Source organism: Acetobacterium sp. K1/6 (assembly GCF_034438075.1).
Taxonomy (GTDB): domain Bacteria; phylum Bacillota; class Clostridia; order Eubacteriales; family Eubacteriaceae; genus Acetobacterium; species Acetobacterium carbinolicum.
In genome coordinates, this window is record NZ_JAXQGA010000001.1 from 77562 (window position 1) to 96934 (window position 19373).

Consider the following 19373-nt stretch of genomic DNA (forward strand, 5'->3'; position numbering starts at 1 on the left):
ATCATCCCTCCTGTTCAATTAAAGGAACAATGCTTTCTGATTTCAGCAAATCGTAAATAAATAATCTTCCGGCCTGTGTCCAGTAAGTGTGAACATGGTTATGCTGTTTGCCATCCTTACCGGAAGTACTAAAGGTCTTTGTGCTGGTGTATCCTTTTTGGGCGTATTGTTGATAGAGTAACCAGATTTTCCCCTGTTTGTACTGCACACCTTTTTCATGCAGGTAAATGTTCATCCGATTCGGACTCCAGCCATAATCCTTTGAAATAATCGAAATAGCGACAAGATCTTTACAGTTAAGTACTACATCATAGTAGGATACCTTTGGCTTCATTTCAGCAATTTGCTGATTCTGTATTGCAATCGTCCCTACCAACTCAGTATTCTGATTTTTCATTAAGACAAGCTGATTATTTGCAAACTGCAAGGCTCTCGCCATTACTGATTCCGGAGAATTCCACGCTTCTTCGATTTTGATGAAATACTGCCGAAATTCTCTGCCAATTTCAGAACGTTGAAGCATACAAAGTTCTTTTGCCATCGCAATCGTCAATTGATGATGTATTGATCGTTTGCCTGGAAGTCCATCAGACCTATTTCTCATTTTTGAGAAATAGTCGATATCCTCTGAGAAACCATATTCACACATTCTTGGAAACCAATCTGCATACTTTGTGCTGATTCCTAAAGCCGCGTGTAATTCTCGTCCATTCACCGTCGGACGTTCACTGTCAAAATTGATGTTGATTAATTCGTTCACTACGAATTACCTCCTGAAATTTATTTAGAGACCCTTGCCTCCTAAATCTCAGTCAAAAAAAATAGCAGGATTTTTAAGTCCTGCTAAAAATATTTAATCTTTTTTGTAAAAGTCACATTCATAACCGTCAGCACGAAGCAGTAATCCTTGTGCCCATGGTGGAGTTTGACCCATTTGCTCACATACAGCATCAAGCGACATCTCTTTATCGCATTCTATTATTATTTCATCGTGGACATGAGCCACAATTGAACAATTCCTTAATGTTTGCATAGCAAACATTAAAATATCTCTGGCAATTGCCTGTATGACGTTCTCCACAAATTTAGGGCCATAGCTTTCCAGGCGTTCCCACTTTTTTGTAGAGCCAATACCCTCATAAGTTACAGACTCACCTCCAAATTGGTTCACTCCTAAGCGCGGTTTTACATAAGCCAGTCTTCGTCCAGACGGAAGAATAATAAACAGAAATCCACTCTGATACGTAAATCTTATGCCATGCGTTTCAGTTGAAATTCTTTGCTTTACACAGGTTTTAACAGCACTGTCTACATCCCACCATAAAGCTGTAATCATCGGATTGGAGTTTCTCCATATATTAACAAGCGGTTTTAATTCTTCTTCGGTAAGACCCATATCCAGTGCCCCCATCGCTTTCAATGCCCCTACTGATCCGCCGTAACCAAGTGCCAGTTCTGCAATTTTGCCCTTCTGGCGAAGATGTCCATTGATGCCGTATTTTTCAACTGGAACTCCAAACATCTGACTTGCTGAACTACAATAAATATCTTTGCCTTCCTCAAATACCTTCATCCGCCATTGTTCACCTGCAAGCCAAGCAAGAAGACGAGCTTCAATTGATGCCATGTCAGCTACGATAAATTTCTTATCTCCTTGTGGTACAAACGCAGTTCGAATTAGCTGTGAAAGTGTATCCGGGATATCATCATACAAAAATTCCAGTGCATTATAATTACCGCTACGTACTAATCCACGAGCTTCAGCAAGATCAGACATATGATTTTGTGGTAAATTTTGAAGTTGTATAAGACGTCCCGAAAATCTACCGGTTCGATTTGCACCATAAAACTGGAACATTCCTCGGGCACGGCTATTTTTGCAAACTACATTTTCCATAGCAGTATATTTACGAACAGATGATTTTGAAAGAAGCACTCTGAGCTGTAAAACTTCCAATGGTTTCCCAGTTGCTTTCTTCATAAGATTGGCTACCTCTGCCTTTGTCAGGCTATTCACCCTAACTCCCTGAGACGTTAACCATTCCTTAAGCTGTATTGGTGAATTTGGATTTTCAAGACCTGTAAGCTTCTGCGCCCTTGCAAGGCACTTACGCCTGATTTCTTCATCAAAAGCAATTGCATGACTGACTAACTGCATATCCATACCAACGCCCCGATCATTTATCTCCTGATCAAGATGATATTCATTCCAAATGCTTTCTGGAGCCGGAAAACGTGATAATTTATTCTGAATTCCCATCTCAGTTTCAATATCTCTGACATTATAGGCCACGAACTGCCGCCACTTATCGATATCATGATCAGGCATATTTCGGGTTCGACCATCATTTGCATTGGTTTTTGAACAGGGAATACAAAAATATTTTATGAGTTTTTTGCCCTCCTGCAATTTCTGCTTTTCTAAGTTTAAAACCGCCCCAACCCCTTCCAGTGATAAAGGGAGACCAAGCGTTGCTGCCCATACCATCGTGCAGCACCATGATGATGGATTTAAGTATCTTGCACAATGATCAGATAATGGATGATTATCATAGAACGGATCAAAGCTTATACCAAGATCTGATAAATATCTGGACAAGCATATTCGCTCAAACTGCGCATTAAATGCCCACTTAATAACAGATTCGTCAATAATAGCCTCAATAATTTGTTGCGGTATCTTTTCACCACATGCGATGTCAATTACCTTTACATCGCCGCCATCTATCGAGTATCCAAACAGCAAAATTTCAAAATCATCGCTTTCAGCATAACGATAAACTCCAGATTTTTGAAGATTAACACTTGAAAATGTTTCTATATCGATTGATATTGATGTCATAATAAAACTCGTCCTTTCTTAAAGAAAAACGGTGGAGGATAAACCTTCACCGTCAGCTACATTTATTCTTCAGTAATATTATTTTTTTCGGTTTTCTTTTCTTTAAGTTTCTTTCTTTGCTTCTTGATCCAGTGAATAATCCCCATTATTAGAGATCCGATCGTATTAACAACCAGTACATAAATAATGGCGAAAATAAAGAAAACATCAACCTGTTTAGCAAATTCATATAATTCGTTCATATCGTTTCACCTCATATTTTCGTTTTAAGGCTGACGGTGGTATTTCACACCGTAGCCAAAATCATATTTTCTTTTCCTATGCTAGAAAATCGTTATCTTCAACAGTTGAAAAATCATCAGCAGCATTAGTCCGATTTCCCATCACTTCCCCATTTTTTATTTTTTGAATATTTCCAAGTCCACATGCCACACCCTTATTTCCGTTTGAATTAAAAGCATAAAAATTTAATGATACTCTTGCATAACATCCGCTATAAACTTCATCCCGGTCAAGAATTGGTTTCACATCTTTGTCAACAATTTGTGGTGCTGTTTTGCTATTTGCATTGATAAACCAGTGTCCCTGATATGCCTCATCATCACGTTCAACATCGCCATCTCTTAATGGCAATTTGATCGCGGCTTTATTTGGCTTCTTACCACCAAATTTAGCAACACCTTCTTCAATCGCAGCATCAATCGCCTGATTGATCGCATCGACCGTTTCTGTATCTTCTTTGGGAATAAGAACACATACACTAAATTTTGGTTGAGAATCATTATTTATAGATACGGGTTCCCATCCATGAAAATAAGAGAGCCTTGTGTTTTTGCCTGTGATAACCTTTGTTTTATTTACGTTTGCCATATTAATTAATCCTCCATTATTTCGTTAAATTCGTTTTTTGCATTTGATACGTTTATTGCCGGTCTTTTATCCGTACCTGGAACCAAGACAGGTTTTCCAACCGGTTTGAAAATAAGATCCCCAAGGATATTTTCAAATTGTTTTTTGCCCATTAATTTTTGCATTACCGTTAAGGAAATTAAGTTCTGTTGGTAAATCTCAGTATAACCGTGTGCTATAGCTGTTTTTGCAACCAGATCTTCATCCTTATATTTACGAACAGAGCGACCTGATACAATCTTGAACCCATTCCATTTTTTACCATGATTAATTGCTGAATCTGTGGCATATGCCATAATTTCATTAGCCCATTTTGTCAGATCCGGAATAACAGATAAAAATTCTTCAATCTCTTCGTCTGTTAAAAGTGATGGAGATTTGAATTCATCCTGAGCCAGTTTCAGCTTTTCTTCGGCTCTTGCTCTACACCTGACTGCCGCACGACAGAAGGTACACCACTTACCAGGACAATAATTACCTTCACTATTTTTTGCCATTTGAGCTTTCGGTTTCAGTTCATTTTCAGCCCATTCCATTAGATCAGAAACAGAGATCATCCATGTACTGACATTCTCTCTTCGTGGTTGAAAAATTGTCATTGCCACCTCTTCAAAGTCAAACAAAATGCTATAAACAAGGGCCCCAATCGCATAACATTTCAGCTGCGGATTATCGAAGGCTTCTATCATTGTCATGCCAAATTTGAAATCAATGACATGCAACTTATTATCTGAAACAATGATACAATCAGCGGTACCATAGCCGCCAGGTACATAATCTGAAAAATCAACACGCTGTTCAATTAATACTAATGGATCCTTACAATTTTGCTTTTCAATTTCATACTGTTCCATAACAAAAGCCACATAGGCATCTGTATGTTCCTGCATTTCATCATTATCGTAATCCAAAGTTGGCTTTTTACTTTCCCGATGTAACATCGCCTTCAGCTTATACTCACATAATGCATGAGCTGCAGTACCTTCTTCCGCAGCTTGACTTGTCCTATTCTCGAATTCCGATTCCAGCAAAGCACTGGGTGCACAATTCAACCATCTGAATGAACTTGACGGCGAAAGCAACGCATGTTTACTCACCTAAGACCTCCGCCTCTGTGATGATATTTCCATAATTAACCGGGTCTATCTCGGATAACCGACTACCGCCATATTTCTGAATTAAATCCCTGACTTCAGTCGTAAATCCATTCTGGCTTTTTTGAGCCAGGATCACCCGAACATCTTCCAATGAGAATTCGCTTTTAGTAGTGGAATTTTTATTATGCAGTTTATCTTCCTGCGCAGTTTCCTTTTTCTTATTTACTTCAGCTGGTTCAGATTTATCCTCAATCATTGCATCTGCTATCGCCTGCAAACTGTCAGCCAATGTACGAACATCGGAAATTACATCAAGTAAAAGTTTTACCCTGCTCATATCGTCCCTCCTTCCTTAAGCTCTTTAACATCAACGGATTCAACCGTCTGACCAGGTGCAAGCAGATACACTTGTGTGAAATCGCCAAATAGAAATTTTATGATTCTCGATGGCAATCGCATATTCGCACCTCTCAATACAGTCGATTTTTTTCCGCTTGGGTCCGAGACATTAATAATGATCTTATGTTTTAATGCCATATCGACAACCTCGCTTTCTGTAAGGTATTCTCCCTTACAAGTCTTAGTCAAAAAAATCAGCGGAATTTTTAAGTCCCGCTGAAAAATATTTTTTAAAAATTTTCTTTTATGTATTCTTTTGCCTTGTTAATATGAATAGTAATATTTGCTGGACTAGTTTCCATTATTTTCGCTGCTTCGGTCTTGTTGTACCCTTCGATTACGACAAGCAGATAGGCTTCTTTTCTTTTTTGCGGCATTGTCTCAACGATCTCTCGCAACCGTTCAACATCGCTAGGAATATCCTGATGCATTTCACAATATGCATCTGCTAAAATTTTACTTTTATCAGTGAAATCTTCACCGTCATCATTTTCGCAAAGTCCCTCTAGCGAAAGATTCCAGTTCTTTGGAGCATTTTCATCGAGGTGCTCATCCTCCCAGATTTTATTAGCGATCTTTTCTTCTTCTGTAAATGGCGGATGTCCATTTTTACAATTATAATAAACTTCACTGTCATCCAATGAATGCAGTGTTTTAATGTTCGTCTCAGTAACGCCATCTTCTCCAGGATGGATTATGATATACTCGGTTCTGTAACCACCCTTTCCCTCTGGTACACTAATTGGGTAACGATACACGTTACGGTCTTCCTGTCTTGTTTTACGAAATTTCATTAAATTTCCTTACCTTTCTGCCTATTTAGCAGAAGGGCAAGGAAATCAAATAAAGTCGGTGCCTATGAAGTACACCGACCATTTGCCTGAAAATTAAGCATAAGGAAATAAGGGTACTTCATATTGCACCCATCACTTTTTTCACAGTGACGGTCAATATTTGTATCCATGCCCTTATAGCTAAATCAGGCTCTCGAATATTAATTTTGGGTATTAAATAATTTTTCTTTCCCCCATAAAGGTGGGATAGGCAATTCGCTTTCTAACACGTTAGCACCTATCGTTATGTAACATTATTTTTTCTTGCTTTTTCTCGTCTGCGCTAAAGCACTTCCAGCTACAGACTTGGCTTTTAAACTATAACGTGCATCTCTCAAAATCTTACTTGCTTTAGAAGCTACTGATTTTGATGTTTGTTTTGAATTCTTTGCCATACTAATCACCTCCATTCATCCAAAATTTCAGGCTTATTTAATGCCTGTACTTAATTTACTTCAAAATAAGAAATCTGTAATCAACTTGAAATATAGCTGAAATACAGTTGAAATATATTTCATGACAATAAAAAAAGAGCCACTCACATAATGTGAGTGACTCCACAATAAACCTTATTAATCTCTATAATCTTTTATTAGACCATACCGTCCGATATTTTCATCTTTAGTAAATTTGATGAGATGGGCCGATGTATAATCTAGATTTGGAATCTCATTTTCAATAATAATCGTTTGGCGTGTATTTTGGTTATCTAATAAATAACTAAAAAGACCACTTTTCATTGTATCTGAAGTGTGTTCTTCTCCAATATGATCTTCTTTCTCTTTTAATGAAAGAATTGGGGAATCTACAACTAAAATTTGAGGCCTGTAAAGATTATATTCATCAAGACATATCTGAATTGCAATTGCCAGTATTGTATTAAGATAAGCTCTAAAGCCTTTTCCCTGACTTTTTTTCAAATGACCATTTACAACAATATCACAATCATCGGTATCAAATCTTACCCCTGCAAAACGTTGATAATTACAGACTTCTAACAAATCCTTTAATATACGATCTAATTTATCATGAAAAACTTCGTTAAACTTTCCAGGCATATTTATGTTAAGGGTTGATGATTCTTCTTTTTCCGTAATCTTTAATTCTCCAACTAAAACATTGCTAAACACGTCTATCATTTCTTTCGCTTTATATTGATTTAAAGCCATTGTATAATCTGCAAGGTGTGAACGCAACTGCAAAATCTGTGGTCTAAGCTCTCCTCTAATCATGGAATCAACTTGTCGCCTCTCATCGATAAGCGAAAGCCTTGTTGATTCAAGTTCTTCTATCTCCTCAGTTATAGATTCTTGAACAGATTGCAAATCCCTAATTTGTACTTCGATTTTTTCAACCTCAGTGACTGCAGCATCTATACAAGATTCTGTCTTTTCTTTTGGTAGTTCTCCATTGCAGAAAGGACAATGATCTAATTTTACAATACTGTCGCTGTGAATATCACCATCAACAATAAATGTTAATCGTTTAATATCCGATTCATACTGTGTCATAAGAGAAATATTTCGATTTCGTAATACACGACATTCAGCGCTTTGCTCATCAATACTGATTATTTTATCAGCAATATCTCGACTTTTGTCTGTTGCCGCATCTAAGGCTCCTTCTGCTGCCCCGATTTCATCAATTACAGAAGTTATCATTTTTTCTAATTGAGCTGGTGTTTCTTTTGAAAAGTTTTGGAGTTCTTTCACTTTTTGTTCCGCTAATTTTGACATACTCCTATCAACAAATTTTTTGACAGCATCCTTGCGTTCATTTTTAGTTCGTTTATTTTTTTCTGCTTTTTCTGGAAGAAAATTCTTTCCGGTGGCAAAAAATACCAGAGATGACATAACTGGTGTTTCAACTTTTTTATTAAAACCAATACCAGATGATAAAATACTACTGATAGACTGTACGCGTTGTTCATCAACAAGTAAAATATGATAAAAAGTTCTTAAAGTTAACCTCTGTGGTTGTCCTGTTGTAGTTTGGACAATCTTAACTTTGTCCTCAATTCCCATTAGTCGAAGCCATACAGTGTTGATACAATTTTTAGTATTTCCGATTTTATATGTGCCGCTATTTATATAGTTAACTGAACTAGAAACAGCAAAATCATTACTATCTATTTCTCTTCTCATAGTCAAGTTTTGGCCGTCAACATCTAAAACTAATGTTATTTGTTTTATCTGAAGTTTAGAATCAAATCGATGATCCTTCGCCCCAAACATATAATCAATACAGTCTACAATTAGACTTTTCCCGGTATTTGATTCTCCATATATGATGTTTAGCCCTGAATCAAGCTCCAATACCGAAATCTCATTGTTTCCGGTAAGCAAGGATATTTTTTTAATATAAAACACTTTTATCCCTTGAGTGACTTTAAGGAAAAATATTGAATTAAAGCCAACACTTCCTCGTCACTGTCCTTTCTGTATTTTTTTACAGCAGCTTTTGCAATAGTCTTATAATCTTTCGCATAGGTGTTTTCTAATTTTTTTATAAACATTTTCCCTTGTTCTGAAATTGAAAATAGATATCCCCTACCGATGACTACATTGACCAAACCCTTAAGAACTAAAGCCTTAACTGCTTGCTGAACGAGCAAACGCCTGTTCGATATTTCACCGTACTTATAGTTGTTTTCCCCGTGTAAATTTCCGTGGGGCAAACTAAAATCCGCCGCATAACAAGAAATAAAATCAAGCGCTACAATTCTTTCTATTGCATATGGATTTTTCACATCTACTGAAAGAAGTAATAGTGTTCTTAATTCCATCTCAAACAAAGAATTAAATAATCCATTATTATTCATCTTCATCCTCCAACCACGTAAGTCGCATGTCATTCACCAACATATGGCAAACACCTTTTTTTTCTCCAGGGCTTACCCAATCTAACATACGATCTTGTAAATTGTGAGAAATGGGAACAGCTGTAGCATGCTCCATAACAGCGGTTAGGCGTTTATAACTACAATCATAATCCTTCTCACAAGTTGTTATAACGCCATCGTACATTTCATCCTTCAAAATGTTAAATCCATCAGTTTCGTCCAGTCTAATCGTGTCTCGCAATTCTCGATGAATCGTTTCAGCACAATAATAATCTTTACGTTGACGATTAAAATTTTTCTTCAACTTTGGCTGTGAATCTAAATCTTCCGGACGTACATAGTATTCACCTGTCTCCTCATGATAAACACGATATAACTCTTGTACATATCCAAGCTCGTGATCTTCAATATCATCTGGGGGGATAATGCTGATCGGTTTTTTATGATTTTTTTTAATCATTTCTTTAAAGGTTCGAATATCCGCATCTACAGGCGTTTCAAAAGGAATCGCGTCCTTTTGCAAATTATCTTTTGAGACAGCATAGAGGAAAGCTCGTCCGAGAAATTCATCTTTTTCATTCGATTCATAATATTGCATCAGTTCTTCAATTTGATCTTTTTGCAAATCAGAATTTCTAATCAGTGTAACCATTGCAGAGTACATTTGTGATTCTTGTAATGGATTAACTAAATCATCAATTATATGATTATAAAAGTATTCTCCTATGTTGTTAATTAACTCTAGACTTCCGGTTGCTATTTTTAAATTCTCAGGTATATCTTTTTTCTGTTCCCACAACGCTTTAGCCATCGTCGAGGTAATTGTATATGGATTTCCATTCCGATTTAAAACCCCCTCTAAGTTAATTATTGGCTCGAACAATGCTATAGCAATTTTTGTCATATTCGGTTTTGAAATTCCTAGTTCAAGAGTCTGGGCATATGAAGCGTAGTTGAATACATGCATAACCGCGTTCCTCCCTCAATTCAAATTCTTAATAGGACCACTATTCTGTTAATATATTAATTTCTTTTTCCAGTAAATTGCTTGTGAATAAAAATTTAATTTGGTTTTTCACATGTTTCATTTTAATATAACATGATGCTTTTATGCTTCTACACTTCATATTAAACGAAACTTTTTAATTCAAAAAATCATGATTATTTATAAATTTATTCTACCTTAAATCAGCACAATCCTACAAGTATTTGCGTTGGATATGCAAATATTTGTATAAAATATACGTATATATCTGAATATATATGTCGATATATTATGAAAATATAGGAATCAATTTCCTCCTGAGCATTGAACTAATTCTCTTTTTAGCTCGTATTTATTTTGTTTTGTGCCAAGTTTTTTCTCCATTTCTATTTTTCATCCTAGATTTCAACCCCTAGAAGTTTAAGCTGCTCATTGATTTCTTTTTCCAACTGCTCAATTTCGGCATTGTCCTGCTGAAGTAGACGATTCACTTCATCCAGATCAATCGGTGCTTCTTCTTCAAAGGTATCGACGTACCGGGGAATATTCAAGTTATAATCATTGGCTTGGATTTCGTCAATTGAGGCAACATGAGCATATTTTTCAATATCCTGGCGGGTTTTAAAGGTCTCGATAATCTTATTGATATGGTCGTCACTGAGATTATTCTGATTTTTGCCTTTTTCATAGTCATTGCTGGCATCAATGAAGAGAATATCTTTGGTTTGGCGGTTTTTCTTAAAGACCAGAATCGTCGTCGGGATGCTGGTGCCGTAGAATAAATTAGCTGGCAGACCGATTACCGTATCGAGAACGTTCTTTTCAATCAGGGTCTGTCGGATTTTACCCTCAGCCGCCCCCCGGAACAAGACCCCATGGGGTAAGACAATCGCCATCGTGCCGGTGCTGTTAAGGTGATAAAGACTATGTAGGATAAAGGCAAAGTCGGCCTTTGAAGCTGGAGCCAGTTTGCCATATTCGCTAAAACGGGGGTCTTTTAATTTGCTTTCCGGATTATCCCATTTGGCCGAGTAGGGCGGATTCGCCACCACCGCATCAAAGCTGCGGGGCTGATCAATCCCTTTGGCATCCGGGCCATCGGGCCAGTCACTTTCTAAGGTATCAGCATTATGCAGGGTCATGTTATTAAACGAAACCCCATGCATCATCAGATTCATCCGAGCCAGGTTGTAGGTGGTGGTGTTTAATTCCTGGCCGTAAAATTTGATGGCCCCGGTGTGATCGCCGCCTGGCAATTCACTGCGGACGGTTAAGAGCAGCGACCCGGAGCCCATGGTCGGGTCATACAGGGTAAAGGCTGTATCGGAGGCCGTCACATCTGCTGTCACCAGCTTGGCCAGAATCTGACTGACCTGATGGGGGGTGTAGAATTCGCCCCCTTTTTTTCCAGCTGAAGCGGCAAATTGACCGATTAGGTATTCGTAGATTTCGCCCAGTACATCTTTTCCGTCAGCGCCATGATAATCAATCGCATCAACCAGCTTGACGATATTATTCAGCGATTTGGCCCGGGCGGTAGTGGATGCTCCCAGCCGGGAATCGCCGAGGTTGATATCATTGAAAACGCCGCTAAAATCCTGAGCCGCTTCTTTATTTAACTCGGTATTGCGGTTAAAGTTGTCAAAAATCGTCTGATAATCGCTGGGTATCACCTGACTGTCGGCAATTTTTTCGGTCAACGAGACCCAGGTGTCATCCGGGGCAATGGCATAGCCTAGGCTTGCCGAGATATCATCGAGGTAATCAGCCAGATCCGCTTCGCTGGCCTGTTCCTTAAAGGCTTCGTTAACGGTTTGCCCCGCCATGACATCAATGACATGGTTGGAAACCAGATAGTCTTCCTGGTGTTCCGATAAATAGCGGTAGAACATGAAGGCCAGGATATAGTTTTTAAATTCGCCGGCGTCCATATTGCCCCGCAGCTCGTTGGCCATGGCCCAGAGTTTACTGGTGATGGATTGTAAAGTGTTATTTGACATAAGTTGATCCTTTCGTTTGGGTATTTAAACAAACATTTGTTGCAATAAGGCTTTTTTTCGGTTTTGGAGATGGTCCAGTTTGCGTTGGTGGAGGGTGATAAGGTTGTCGAGGTTACTAAAGTAGTCCCCAATTTTGATTTGTTCTTCTTCATTTGGAAACATAAAATGCATATTTTTAAACATACCGTTTGTGATTTGATTAATTGTTGCCCCAAGATTTTTTTCCACTTCTTTATCAAAAACTGGTGTACTTAATAATGCATTTGTGAAAGCAGTGTTTGATGATCTCATTCCCATCATAAATGCTCCTATAACAGTATTGTCCATTTTAGCCTTGATTTGACCGTGTTTTCCTATTAATGAACGCGAGCCATTTCTTACAACGACAATAACATCTCCCTCATGTACATTGTCCACATTAACAACCTCTGATTTTACATAGATATTATCTGCATTAATAACCTCTCCATTTTTTACATTGGATGAACGAAGTACAAGTGTACCTCCTCCTTTAATAACATCGTTAGGAGAGTATGTTAATCCACTATATAATTCTACTTCATCAGTTAACTTACGCTGTTCCCAGGCATCCGTAAATCCCGGAAAACGCAGCTCCGGAAAAAGCTCGCCAGCTTTGGGGAACATTTTTTGCAGCAGCCCTTTTTTTCGGACTTGCAAATGGGTAAGCTTACGCTGATGAAGGGTGATTAAGCGATCGAGTTGTTTAAAGAAATTAGTGATTTTCTCCTGTTCAGCTACCGAAGGTATGCAGCACAAAACGTCAGTAAACGAATCCCAATATAATCGTTTCCTGAAGTCCGTAACCCCATAAGACAAATTGTCAATCTGACCAATCGTTTCATCACGTCGCAAACAATAATCCATAAATGGAGGATAAAGTTGCGCACTGGGAATCGCTGTAATATATGCAGGACTTACCATCCCTTCTGTCTGTACAACGCCGATCGCCCCTTGCCATGCACGCATCATGTTTAGAACAAGATCTCCAGCATATACATGTTTATAGAGTGACTTATCCTCACTTCTTCGCACTTTTTTTCCTAAAGTGTCACTGTCCAATTCTTCGTTTGATACACCATGGTGAATCGAGACGGAAAGAATCTGTAACGAATCAAAACCGCGTTCATTTCTCTGAGTGTAAACTTCCCCCAATTTCCGCTCTTCCCACTCCCCGCTAAACCCCGGGAACCGTAACTGCGGCACCATCTTCTTTTTTTTACTCATTGCCGCCCCCTTGGATCTTTCTGATTTCCTCATCAAAATCAGAAACAATCTTTTGATGTTGATTAAATTCTTTGTATTCACCGATCGCCTTTTGCTTGGCCGTATTGTGTGAGATATGGCCGTGTCTTTTTAGAATTTCATACCGGTTGAATTTAAGGAATTCATCAATACTCGTCGCAAAATCCTGCATCGATAAGAGGGTTTCATCTTCAAGAAGCCGTTCCACATAGTCAAAATACGCCGAAACATTACGCTCCAAACTTCTGATTTCTTTTTCTGATAAATAGTTTTTAGCAACCGTCACATCGGACTGTAAAATTCGACCATCCGGGGCGTTTTTCCAGGTCGTCAGTCCCATGTGTTCTTTATCCTGATCAGCGCTGTCATAAATAATTTCAGCGGCTGTTTTACCGGTTATGGCAAAATGAAATTTGTTTTGAACGGTTGCATAGAAATTTTTGGTAATATCTGATTTCTTATCATAGTCGTAAGAAATCTCGGCAAACACATCGGTGATTTGTTGCCAAATTCTGCGTTCGCTGGCTCTGATGGAGCGAACCGTTTCCAGCAACTCACGGAAATAATCTTTGCCAAAGACCGCTTCACCTTGTTTCATTCGCTCGACATCGATCTTAAAACCTTTTTTTATATAGTCCTTTAAGACATCGGTCGCCCAGATTCGAAATTTCGTGGCCTTTTGGGAGTTAACACGATAGCCCACCGAAATAATTGCATCAAGATTATAAAATTTAACGTCTTTGGTCTGAGTTTTTCCTGCAATTGCGCCATGCTGCGTGGTATTTTCCAAAATGGAAACAACCACTTTTTCGTCTAGTTCGCCAGACTCAAAGATATTCTTAAGGTGCTTACTTATTGCCGGAACACCAACATCGAATAAACCAGCAATCGCTTTTTGGGTCGCCCAGATCGTTTCATCTTTCATTACGACTTCAATTTTCTCATCGGATTCATATAGTAAAAATTGTATCTCGTTCATTGTACCTTCCTTTTCATAATCGTCCTGATCCAGTCATTCGAAAATTCCAATGTTTTTCCCTAGCTTTCTGTCAGCTCATCCGCTAATTCATACAGAGCTTCCCGCAAGCCATTGCGGTACTTGATCTTGGACAAACCCTGGACTTTTTCATCGTGGGCCAGGGTCTGATAATCGCCGCTGGCATTGGCAATGATGTCCCGAATCTGTCCATTATCATCGAGATCCTGCTGGCCATAGCGGTGACGGCTGAATAGTTCCCGCATCTGAGCGCTGGTGATGACGTCAATGATGCCCCATTTAATGCGAAAATCCTGAAACTGGCGATCGAGACTAACCGCATTGGCGGCTTGAATGACGGGATCACTCTCACTTAATCGGGCCGGATAGTTTTCAACGGTGTAATGGCCGTTAAAAATGGTTTTGGCGGCATTTTTAATCTTGCTGGCATAGTTTCGGTCATCCAGACCATTGGCAAACTGATCGATTTTTGCTTTGGTATCAACCGCTGCCTGGTGCTCTTTGTCATGGACCTGGTTGAGTAATTTTTCTAATAGTTCAGTCAAATAATCATAGTCGATCTTAACATCCTTGACATGGGTCATCCGCAGCTCGATCTGATAGAAGGAAACTTTTTTTTCTTTGGCGATTTGTTGCCGCAACTCATTGCTTAACACCGTGGTCAACATCGTTTCTTCGGTCGAGGTCATCCCCAGGGCTGCGATTAAATCATCCGGCGCATCGTAATTAAAGCCGATTTTTTCACCGTCTACGGTTTCCGGATCATATTGTTTCAGCTTGGACATCCCCATATTATACTGTCTTAATAGCGTAAGCATTTGCTCTTTCTGCTTTTCGCTGGGAGGTAGCGCCTGAAAGGCGTCGGTCAGCTCTTTTAATTGTCCCACCACATCTTTGACCTCTGTAAACACGGTTTCAAAAGGCTTGGCGATGATCCCATCATCTTCGATGGTTTTTTTACGTTCATCTTCAGACAAATTGGCTGAATCTTTATTGGCATAGATGGCCAGGGCCTTGTTCATCAGTTGTTCGTTCTGGGCTGGCCAGCGGTAATTGACAATCCGGCCCCAGGGTTTTTCCTGCATATCGGCAATCCGATTGGTGCGTGAATAAGCTTGAATCAAGGCGGCCCCTCTTAAGGTCCGGTCGACATAAAGGGTATTTAACTCTGGGGCGTCAAAACCGGTCAGCAGCTGATCAACCACAATCACCAGGTCGAGATAGTTCTTGTCGGTGGCGGTGCGGTTTAAGCGGCTGGTAACATCCTGGGTATAACTGGCCACATCATCCATCCCGAAGCTGGTACCGAATTCCTGATTGTAGGCCGTTATCGCTTCACATAAGCCTTTGTTGGTGGCCAATTGGGTTTCATTATTTGAGGTGTTCAGGCTGAAGGTTACAGCGACTTTGAGGGTTTGTTTGCCTTTTTCCTTGTTTACTAAATTAACCCGCTGGAACTCATGGAAATAGAGCATTGCCATCGGGGTGCTGGCTTTGCCGCCGCCGACATGGGTGGTGAAGATGGCGTTATATTTGCCTTCATTGGAGCGGTTGCGCCAGTTTTTAAAAATATCCTCAACGACTAAAGCAATGTGCTCGGGATTCTCATCATAAAAGCTGGGTTTGATGGTATCATCAATATCTTCGTCAGTCAGATTGTCAATTTTCAACTGAATCTGGGCATCGGTCCAGTGGGGATAAAGGTTTTGATAAAAGGCCGGTAAATACTCCGTCTTCATTTGCGTTTCATTGATAGTCGTTTCAAAATCGACTTTAAAGCCGAGTACATTACGATCGGCTATCGCTTCCCGGATGGTGTAGGCATGCAGCAGCGGCCCGAAAATATCCTCGGACCTGAGACCCGTCGTGGTTTCATCAAACATCGGTGTCCCGGTATAACCGACCCAGGCGGATCGCTTAAAGGCCTTTTGAATCGTCGCAAAATTCTCGCCCCCGGTACTACGATGTGCTTCATCAACAATAAAGACGATGTTTTTATCAGGTGCCTTGAAGGTCTTACGATTAACCAGAGTCCCCAGTTTTTGAACCGAGGTGACAATAATATGATTGTCTTTGCTTTTTAATTTACGGCTAAGATCGTTAGTATTTTCGGTGCCCTGTACCGTTCCTGATCGAGTGACATCGCTGACATCGCCATCCGGATCATAGGCCTGATAATTTTCATCGGTCTGTTTAGTCAGAGCAATCCGGTCGACTACAAAGACGACTTTATCGACCTTCGGCATCCGGGAAGCCAGCCAGGCCGTCTTAAAACTGGTGATGGTTTTACCGGAGCCGGTGGTATGCCAAATATAACCCACTTTTTTATTGCCGGCATCAAAATCAATCTGCTTGATGCCATCAATCACCTTTTGGGTAGCATAGACCTGATAAGGGCGCATCACTTTAAGCATCTGTTTGTTCCTGGTGCCATCTAAAATCATATAGTTGGTGGCCATTTGATGCGCCATGGGGATGCTCAGCATCGCATCGGCAAACTCTTTCCAGTTGCGGACAATAGTATTATCTTCTTTGCGCTGCCAGTTAAAGGCAAAATCCTTATTAAACTTATCGGCGGTGGTATTGGCCATATACTTAACGTTGTTGGGCGTTATCGCCACCAAAATTTGTAATGTGGAGAAGATATCTCGAAACTGATTTTCGTCCGCATATTGATGCATCTGGTTTAAGGCTTCATTGACATCATGGGTATCACATTTTTCTTCAATTTGAATAATCGGCAGCCCATTGATCAGTAGGGTTGTATCAAAACGCCGCTTCTGCTTGCCGGTGATCACAGCTGGACGCTCAATCTGATTGACCACCTGATAAACCGTATCGCCGGCACCGATTTGCTTTTGGTCAAAAACTGTTAGAAAAACATGACGGCCATCGTCTAAATCAATTTCAATTTGTGAGACCCCGTTTAATCCGTATAAAAATTGACCGCCTTCGTAGGGAGTCCGAAGCTCCGAAATGATTTTCTTGACCTGACCAAATTCCACCGCACTGAGGGGCAGATTCAGGGTTTTCTGATTGTGCTGCTCAAGAATTGTTTTGAAATTATCCCACAATGCTTCGGTCGTTTTGATATCTTGTTCGTATTTCCACAGTTTCGTTTTCACCACATAATGAGCCGGCTTTTCTTCCACCCCATTTGCATCAATGGTACTGTTTTTTTCAGGATTGGTGATTGTTCCGCTGGTGATATACTCGATTAATTCTGTTTCAAACTGATTCTCTGTCATGCTTCATTACCTCCCCCAGTTGGTGCAATCGTATCATCGTTTCCTGCTTAGCTGCCCTATTTTTTAATGCCTGCAACCGCAATTGTTTAAAATATATTTCGCCAATTATTTTTTGCTTCTCTATAAAGGGTAATGTTGGGATTTCGAGATCTTTTATTTGTTTAAGTGTGTATTTTAGAACTTTCGACCCTTGTAAACCGTTAAGCAATTGTTTTTTGATGGCGCTGTTTTCATTTAATAAATAAACAAGAAATTGTCCGTTGAGTTTCTCTTTTGGAACCAATTTGACATAGTTTTGAGTATATAGATAGCCTCTATGTTCTTCCCTGATGACTGAGGCACTCCCAGAAATCAAACTGAAAAGAACATCACCTGTAAAAAGTGTGTTTACATCATCCCTCGTACGAAGGCGTTTTTTACCATCATCTTCAGCTGGGATACCAACTAAATCCTCCAATAAATCGGTCTGACTATACAAGTTGTAGATCGGCGACTGTTTATCAATGCTCTCGGTAATTCTAAATTGAGGTGTTCCACTGACAAAATCAACAAGCATACTTAACTTTTTCATTTTTGTGCCTTTCATAAATTACTTTTATATTTAGGATTATATCAGAATTGAGATCGGATTACAACACAAGTATTTGTAATTTATTATAATTACAAATACTTGTGTTATAAAAAGTCACCTCGTCAAAAGACAGCCTCAATAGAGAATGATTTATTTTTTAGATTCCAAGAATCTGTTGTTCCTCATTTTCAGCGTTTTTATTGGTGCCAATGGTGCCAGAATTTGTGTCACCATTCTCAATCATAAAAATGCACACCCCTGCCAAAAAATGCACCCTTTTGCACACCCCTATTCTGCTAAAAAAATTTTCCACACCTATGCGTTGAATCAAAATTTCGACTGCCAACTGTTTTTTTATTATCTAATCATCATTAGTTTTCAAACCGCTTCACAAAGCCATTTATTTCAAAAAATACAAAAGCCACCTCATCATAAGGCGGCCTTAATTGTATCAATTTTTACGTACAAATTTGGTGGAGGCGAGGGGAGTCGAACCCCTGTCCGAAAATCCATTCACAGGAGCTTCTCCGAGTGCAGTCATTGTTTATTTTCTCATTCCCCTCATTCTCCAATGACATAGAAAAAGAGGAACCAGCCTCTTGATCGTTAATGGTGCGAGACACTACCAAAAACGGTTCCCTGCTTCAATGAACGCCTTAAGCCAAAACCACAGGTTGAGATGGGAGGCGTGCAGCATTAATTATGCTGCGAAGTCTTAGTATTAAACTTTAGAGCGTATTACGCTGCTAAAGCTAACCCGTAACTTTTTTCTGTTTTTGCGTTTATATTTATGCGCCATTTTTAACGATGATTGGCAACATCGACTCGCTACTCAAGCTTCAAAACCCCCGTCGAAACCAGTACGCCCCCAAATAATTAACTAGCCATTATGCCGCATACTTTTTTGAATCCGTCGGTCAGAATCCCGCTCGGCAATGGCGTGTCGCTTATCATAAAGCTTCTTGCCTTTGGCCAAAGCCAGTTCCATTTTAACCCGACCATCTTTAAAGTAAAGCGTCAGTGGCACCAGAGTGTAGCCTTCCCGTTGCTTCAGCCCAACCAGTTTTCTAATCTGCTGTTTATGCATCAGGAGCTTACGAATGCGCAAAGGATCTTTATTATAAATATTCCCCTGCTCATAAGGATCAATATGCATCTGATAAACGAAAATCTCGCCATTATAGATATCGGCAAAACTTTCCTTCAGGCTGACTTTTCCGCCTCGGATGGATTTCACTTCCGTCCCGGCCAAAACCAGACCCACCTCATAGGTATCTTCAATGGCAAAATCATGACGTGCTTTTCTATTTTTGGCCACAATTTTAATATTTTCTCCCATGTGCAACTCCTCTGTTCTTAGCTAGTTTTTTATTATAGCATAGTTTTC

The 19373-nt window shown here is 39.5% G+C and carries 17 protein-coding genes and 1 other RNA gene; all 18 read right to left on the reverse strand.

Translation table 11 applies throughout. The features are described 5' to 3' along the window. Position 1: 1 nt before the first annotated feature. Positions 2 to 760 carry a phage antirepressor KilAC domain-containing protein gene (locus tag U2P91_RS00405; protein ID WP_322518707.1) on the reverse strand — a complete coding sequence of 253 codons (759 nt, stop codon included), beginning with the start codon at positions 758 to 760 and terminating at the stop codon, positions 2 to 4. A gap of 93 nt (positions 761 to 853) precedes the next feature. Continuing rightward, positions 854 to 2842 carry a DNA polymerase gene (locus U2P91_RS00410; RefSeq protein WP_322518708.1) on the reverse strand — a complete coding sequence of 663 codons (1989 nt, stop codon included), beginning with the start codon at positions 2840 to 2842 and terminating at the stop codon, positions 854 to 856. 62 nt (positions 2843 to 2904) lie between these two features. Continuing rightward, positions 2905 to 3084 carry a hypothetical protein gene (locus tag U2P91_RS00415; protein ID WP_322518709.1) on the reverse strand — a complete coding sequence of 60 codons (180 nt, stop codon included), beginning with the start codon at positions 3082 to 3084 and terminating at the stop codon, positions 2905 to 2907. 76 nt (positions 3085 to 3160) lie between these two features. Further along, positions 3161 to 3712, reverse strand: coding sequence for a DUF2815 family protein (locus tag U2P91_RS00420; RefSeq protein ID WP_322518710.1), 552 nt, complete (start codon positions 3710 to 3712; stop codon positions 3161 to 3163). A gap of 5 nt (positions 3713 to 3717) precedes the next feature. Next, entirely contained in the window at positions 3718 to 4848 is a 1131-nt protein-coding gene (locus U2P91_RS00425) for a DUF2800 domain-containing protein (protein ID WP_322518711.1), read from the reverse strand. Then, complete coding sequence (locus U2P91_RS00430) at positions 4841 to 5185, reverse strand: rRNA biogenesis protein rrp5 (RefSeq protein WP_322518712.1); 345 nt, start codon at positions 5183 to 5185, stop codon at positions 4841 to 4843. Before U2P91_RS00430 ends, U2P91_RS00425 begins: the two co-directional genes overlap by 8 nt. 292 nt (positions 5186 to 5477) lie before the next feature. Beyond that, positions 5478 to 6041 (reverse strand): sigma-70 region 4 domain-containing protein, encoded by a 564-nt coding sequence (locus U2P91_RS00435; RefSeq protein WP_322518713.1) that lies wholly within the window; start codon positions 6039 to 6041, stop codon positions 5478 to 5480. Between the two features lie 293 nt (positions 6042 to 6334). After that, on the reverse strand, positions 6335 to 6475 hold the full coding sequence (locus tag U2P91_RS00440; RefSeq protein WP_322518714.1) for a hypothetical protein: 141 nt from the start codon (positions 6473 to 6475) through the stop codon (positions 6335 to 6337). Positions 6476 to 6652: 177 nt separating this feature from the next. After that, positions 6653 to 8449, reverse strand: a complete 1797-nt coding sequence (locus U2P91_RS00445) for an AAA family ATPase (RefSeq protein WP_322518715.1) — start codon at positions 8447 to 8449, stop codon at positions 6653 to 6655. 2 nt (positions 8450 to 8451) lie between these two features. Then, a complete protein-coding gene (locus tag U2P91_RS00450; RefSeq protein ID WP_322518716.1) occupies positions 8452 to 8901 on the reverse strand; it encodes an ABC-three component system middle component 2 in 450 nt (149 codons plus the stop codon). Next, a complete protein-coding gene (locus U2P91_RS00455) occupies positions 8894 to 9889 on the reverse strand; it encodes an ABC-three component system protein (RefSeq protein WP_322518717.1) in 996 nt (331 codons plus the stop codon). Before U2P91_RS00455 ends, U2P91_RS00450 begins: the two co-directional genes overlap by 8 nt. Positions 9890 to 10305: 416 nt before the next feature. After that, positions 10306 to 11907: a type I restriction-modification system subunit M gene (locus U2P91_RS00460; RefSeq protein ID WP_322518718.1), complete on the reverse strand. Its 1602-nt coding sequence runs from the start codon at positions 11905 to 11907 to the stop codon at positions 10306 to 10308. A 24-nt stretch (positions 11908 to 11931) separates the two neighbouring features. Continuing rightward, positions 11932 to 13152, reverse strand: a complete 1221-nt coding sequence (locus U2P91_RS00465) for a restriction endonuclease subunit S (protein WP_322518719.1) — start codon at positions 13150 to 13152, stop codon at positions 11932 to 11934. After that, positions 13145 to 14149 (reverse strand): virulence RhuM family protein, encoded by a 1005-nt coding sequence (locus U2P91_RS00470; RefSeq protein ID WP_322518720.1) that lies wholly within the window; start codon positions 14147 to 14149, stop codon positions 13145 to 13147. Before U2P91_RS00470 ends, U2P91_RS00465 begins: the two co-directional genes overlap by 8 nt. A gap of 59 nt (positions 14150 to 14208) precedes the next feature. Continuing rightward, entirely contained in the window at positions 14209 to 17415 is a 3207-nt protein-coding gene (locus U2P91_RS00475; RefSeq protein WP_322518721.1) for a type I restriction endonuclease subunit R, read from the reverse strand. Next, entirely contained in the window at positions 17396 to 17986 is a 591-nt protein-coding gene (locus U2P91_RS00480) for a restriction endonuclease subunit S (RefSeq protein WP_322518938.1), read from the reverse strand. The genes U2P91_RS00475 and U2P91_RS00480 overlap by 20 nt, the downstream gene beginning before the upstream one ends. 471 nt (positions 17987 to 18457) lie before the next feature. Continuing rightward, positions 18458 to 18856: a transfer-messenger RNA gene (gene ssrA / locus U2P91_RS00485) on the reverse strand. Between the two features lie 10 nt (positions 18857 to 18866). Beyond that, positions 18867 to 19325, reverse strand: a complete 459-nt coding sequence (gene smpB, locus U2P91_RS00490) for an SsrA-binding protein SmpB (RefSeq protein ID WP_111887223.1) — start codon at positions 19323 to 19325, stop codon at positions 18867 to 18869. Positions 19326 to 19373 lie beyond the last annotated feature (48 nt).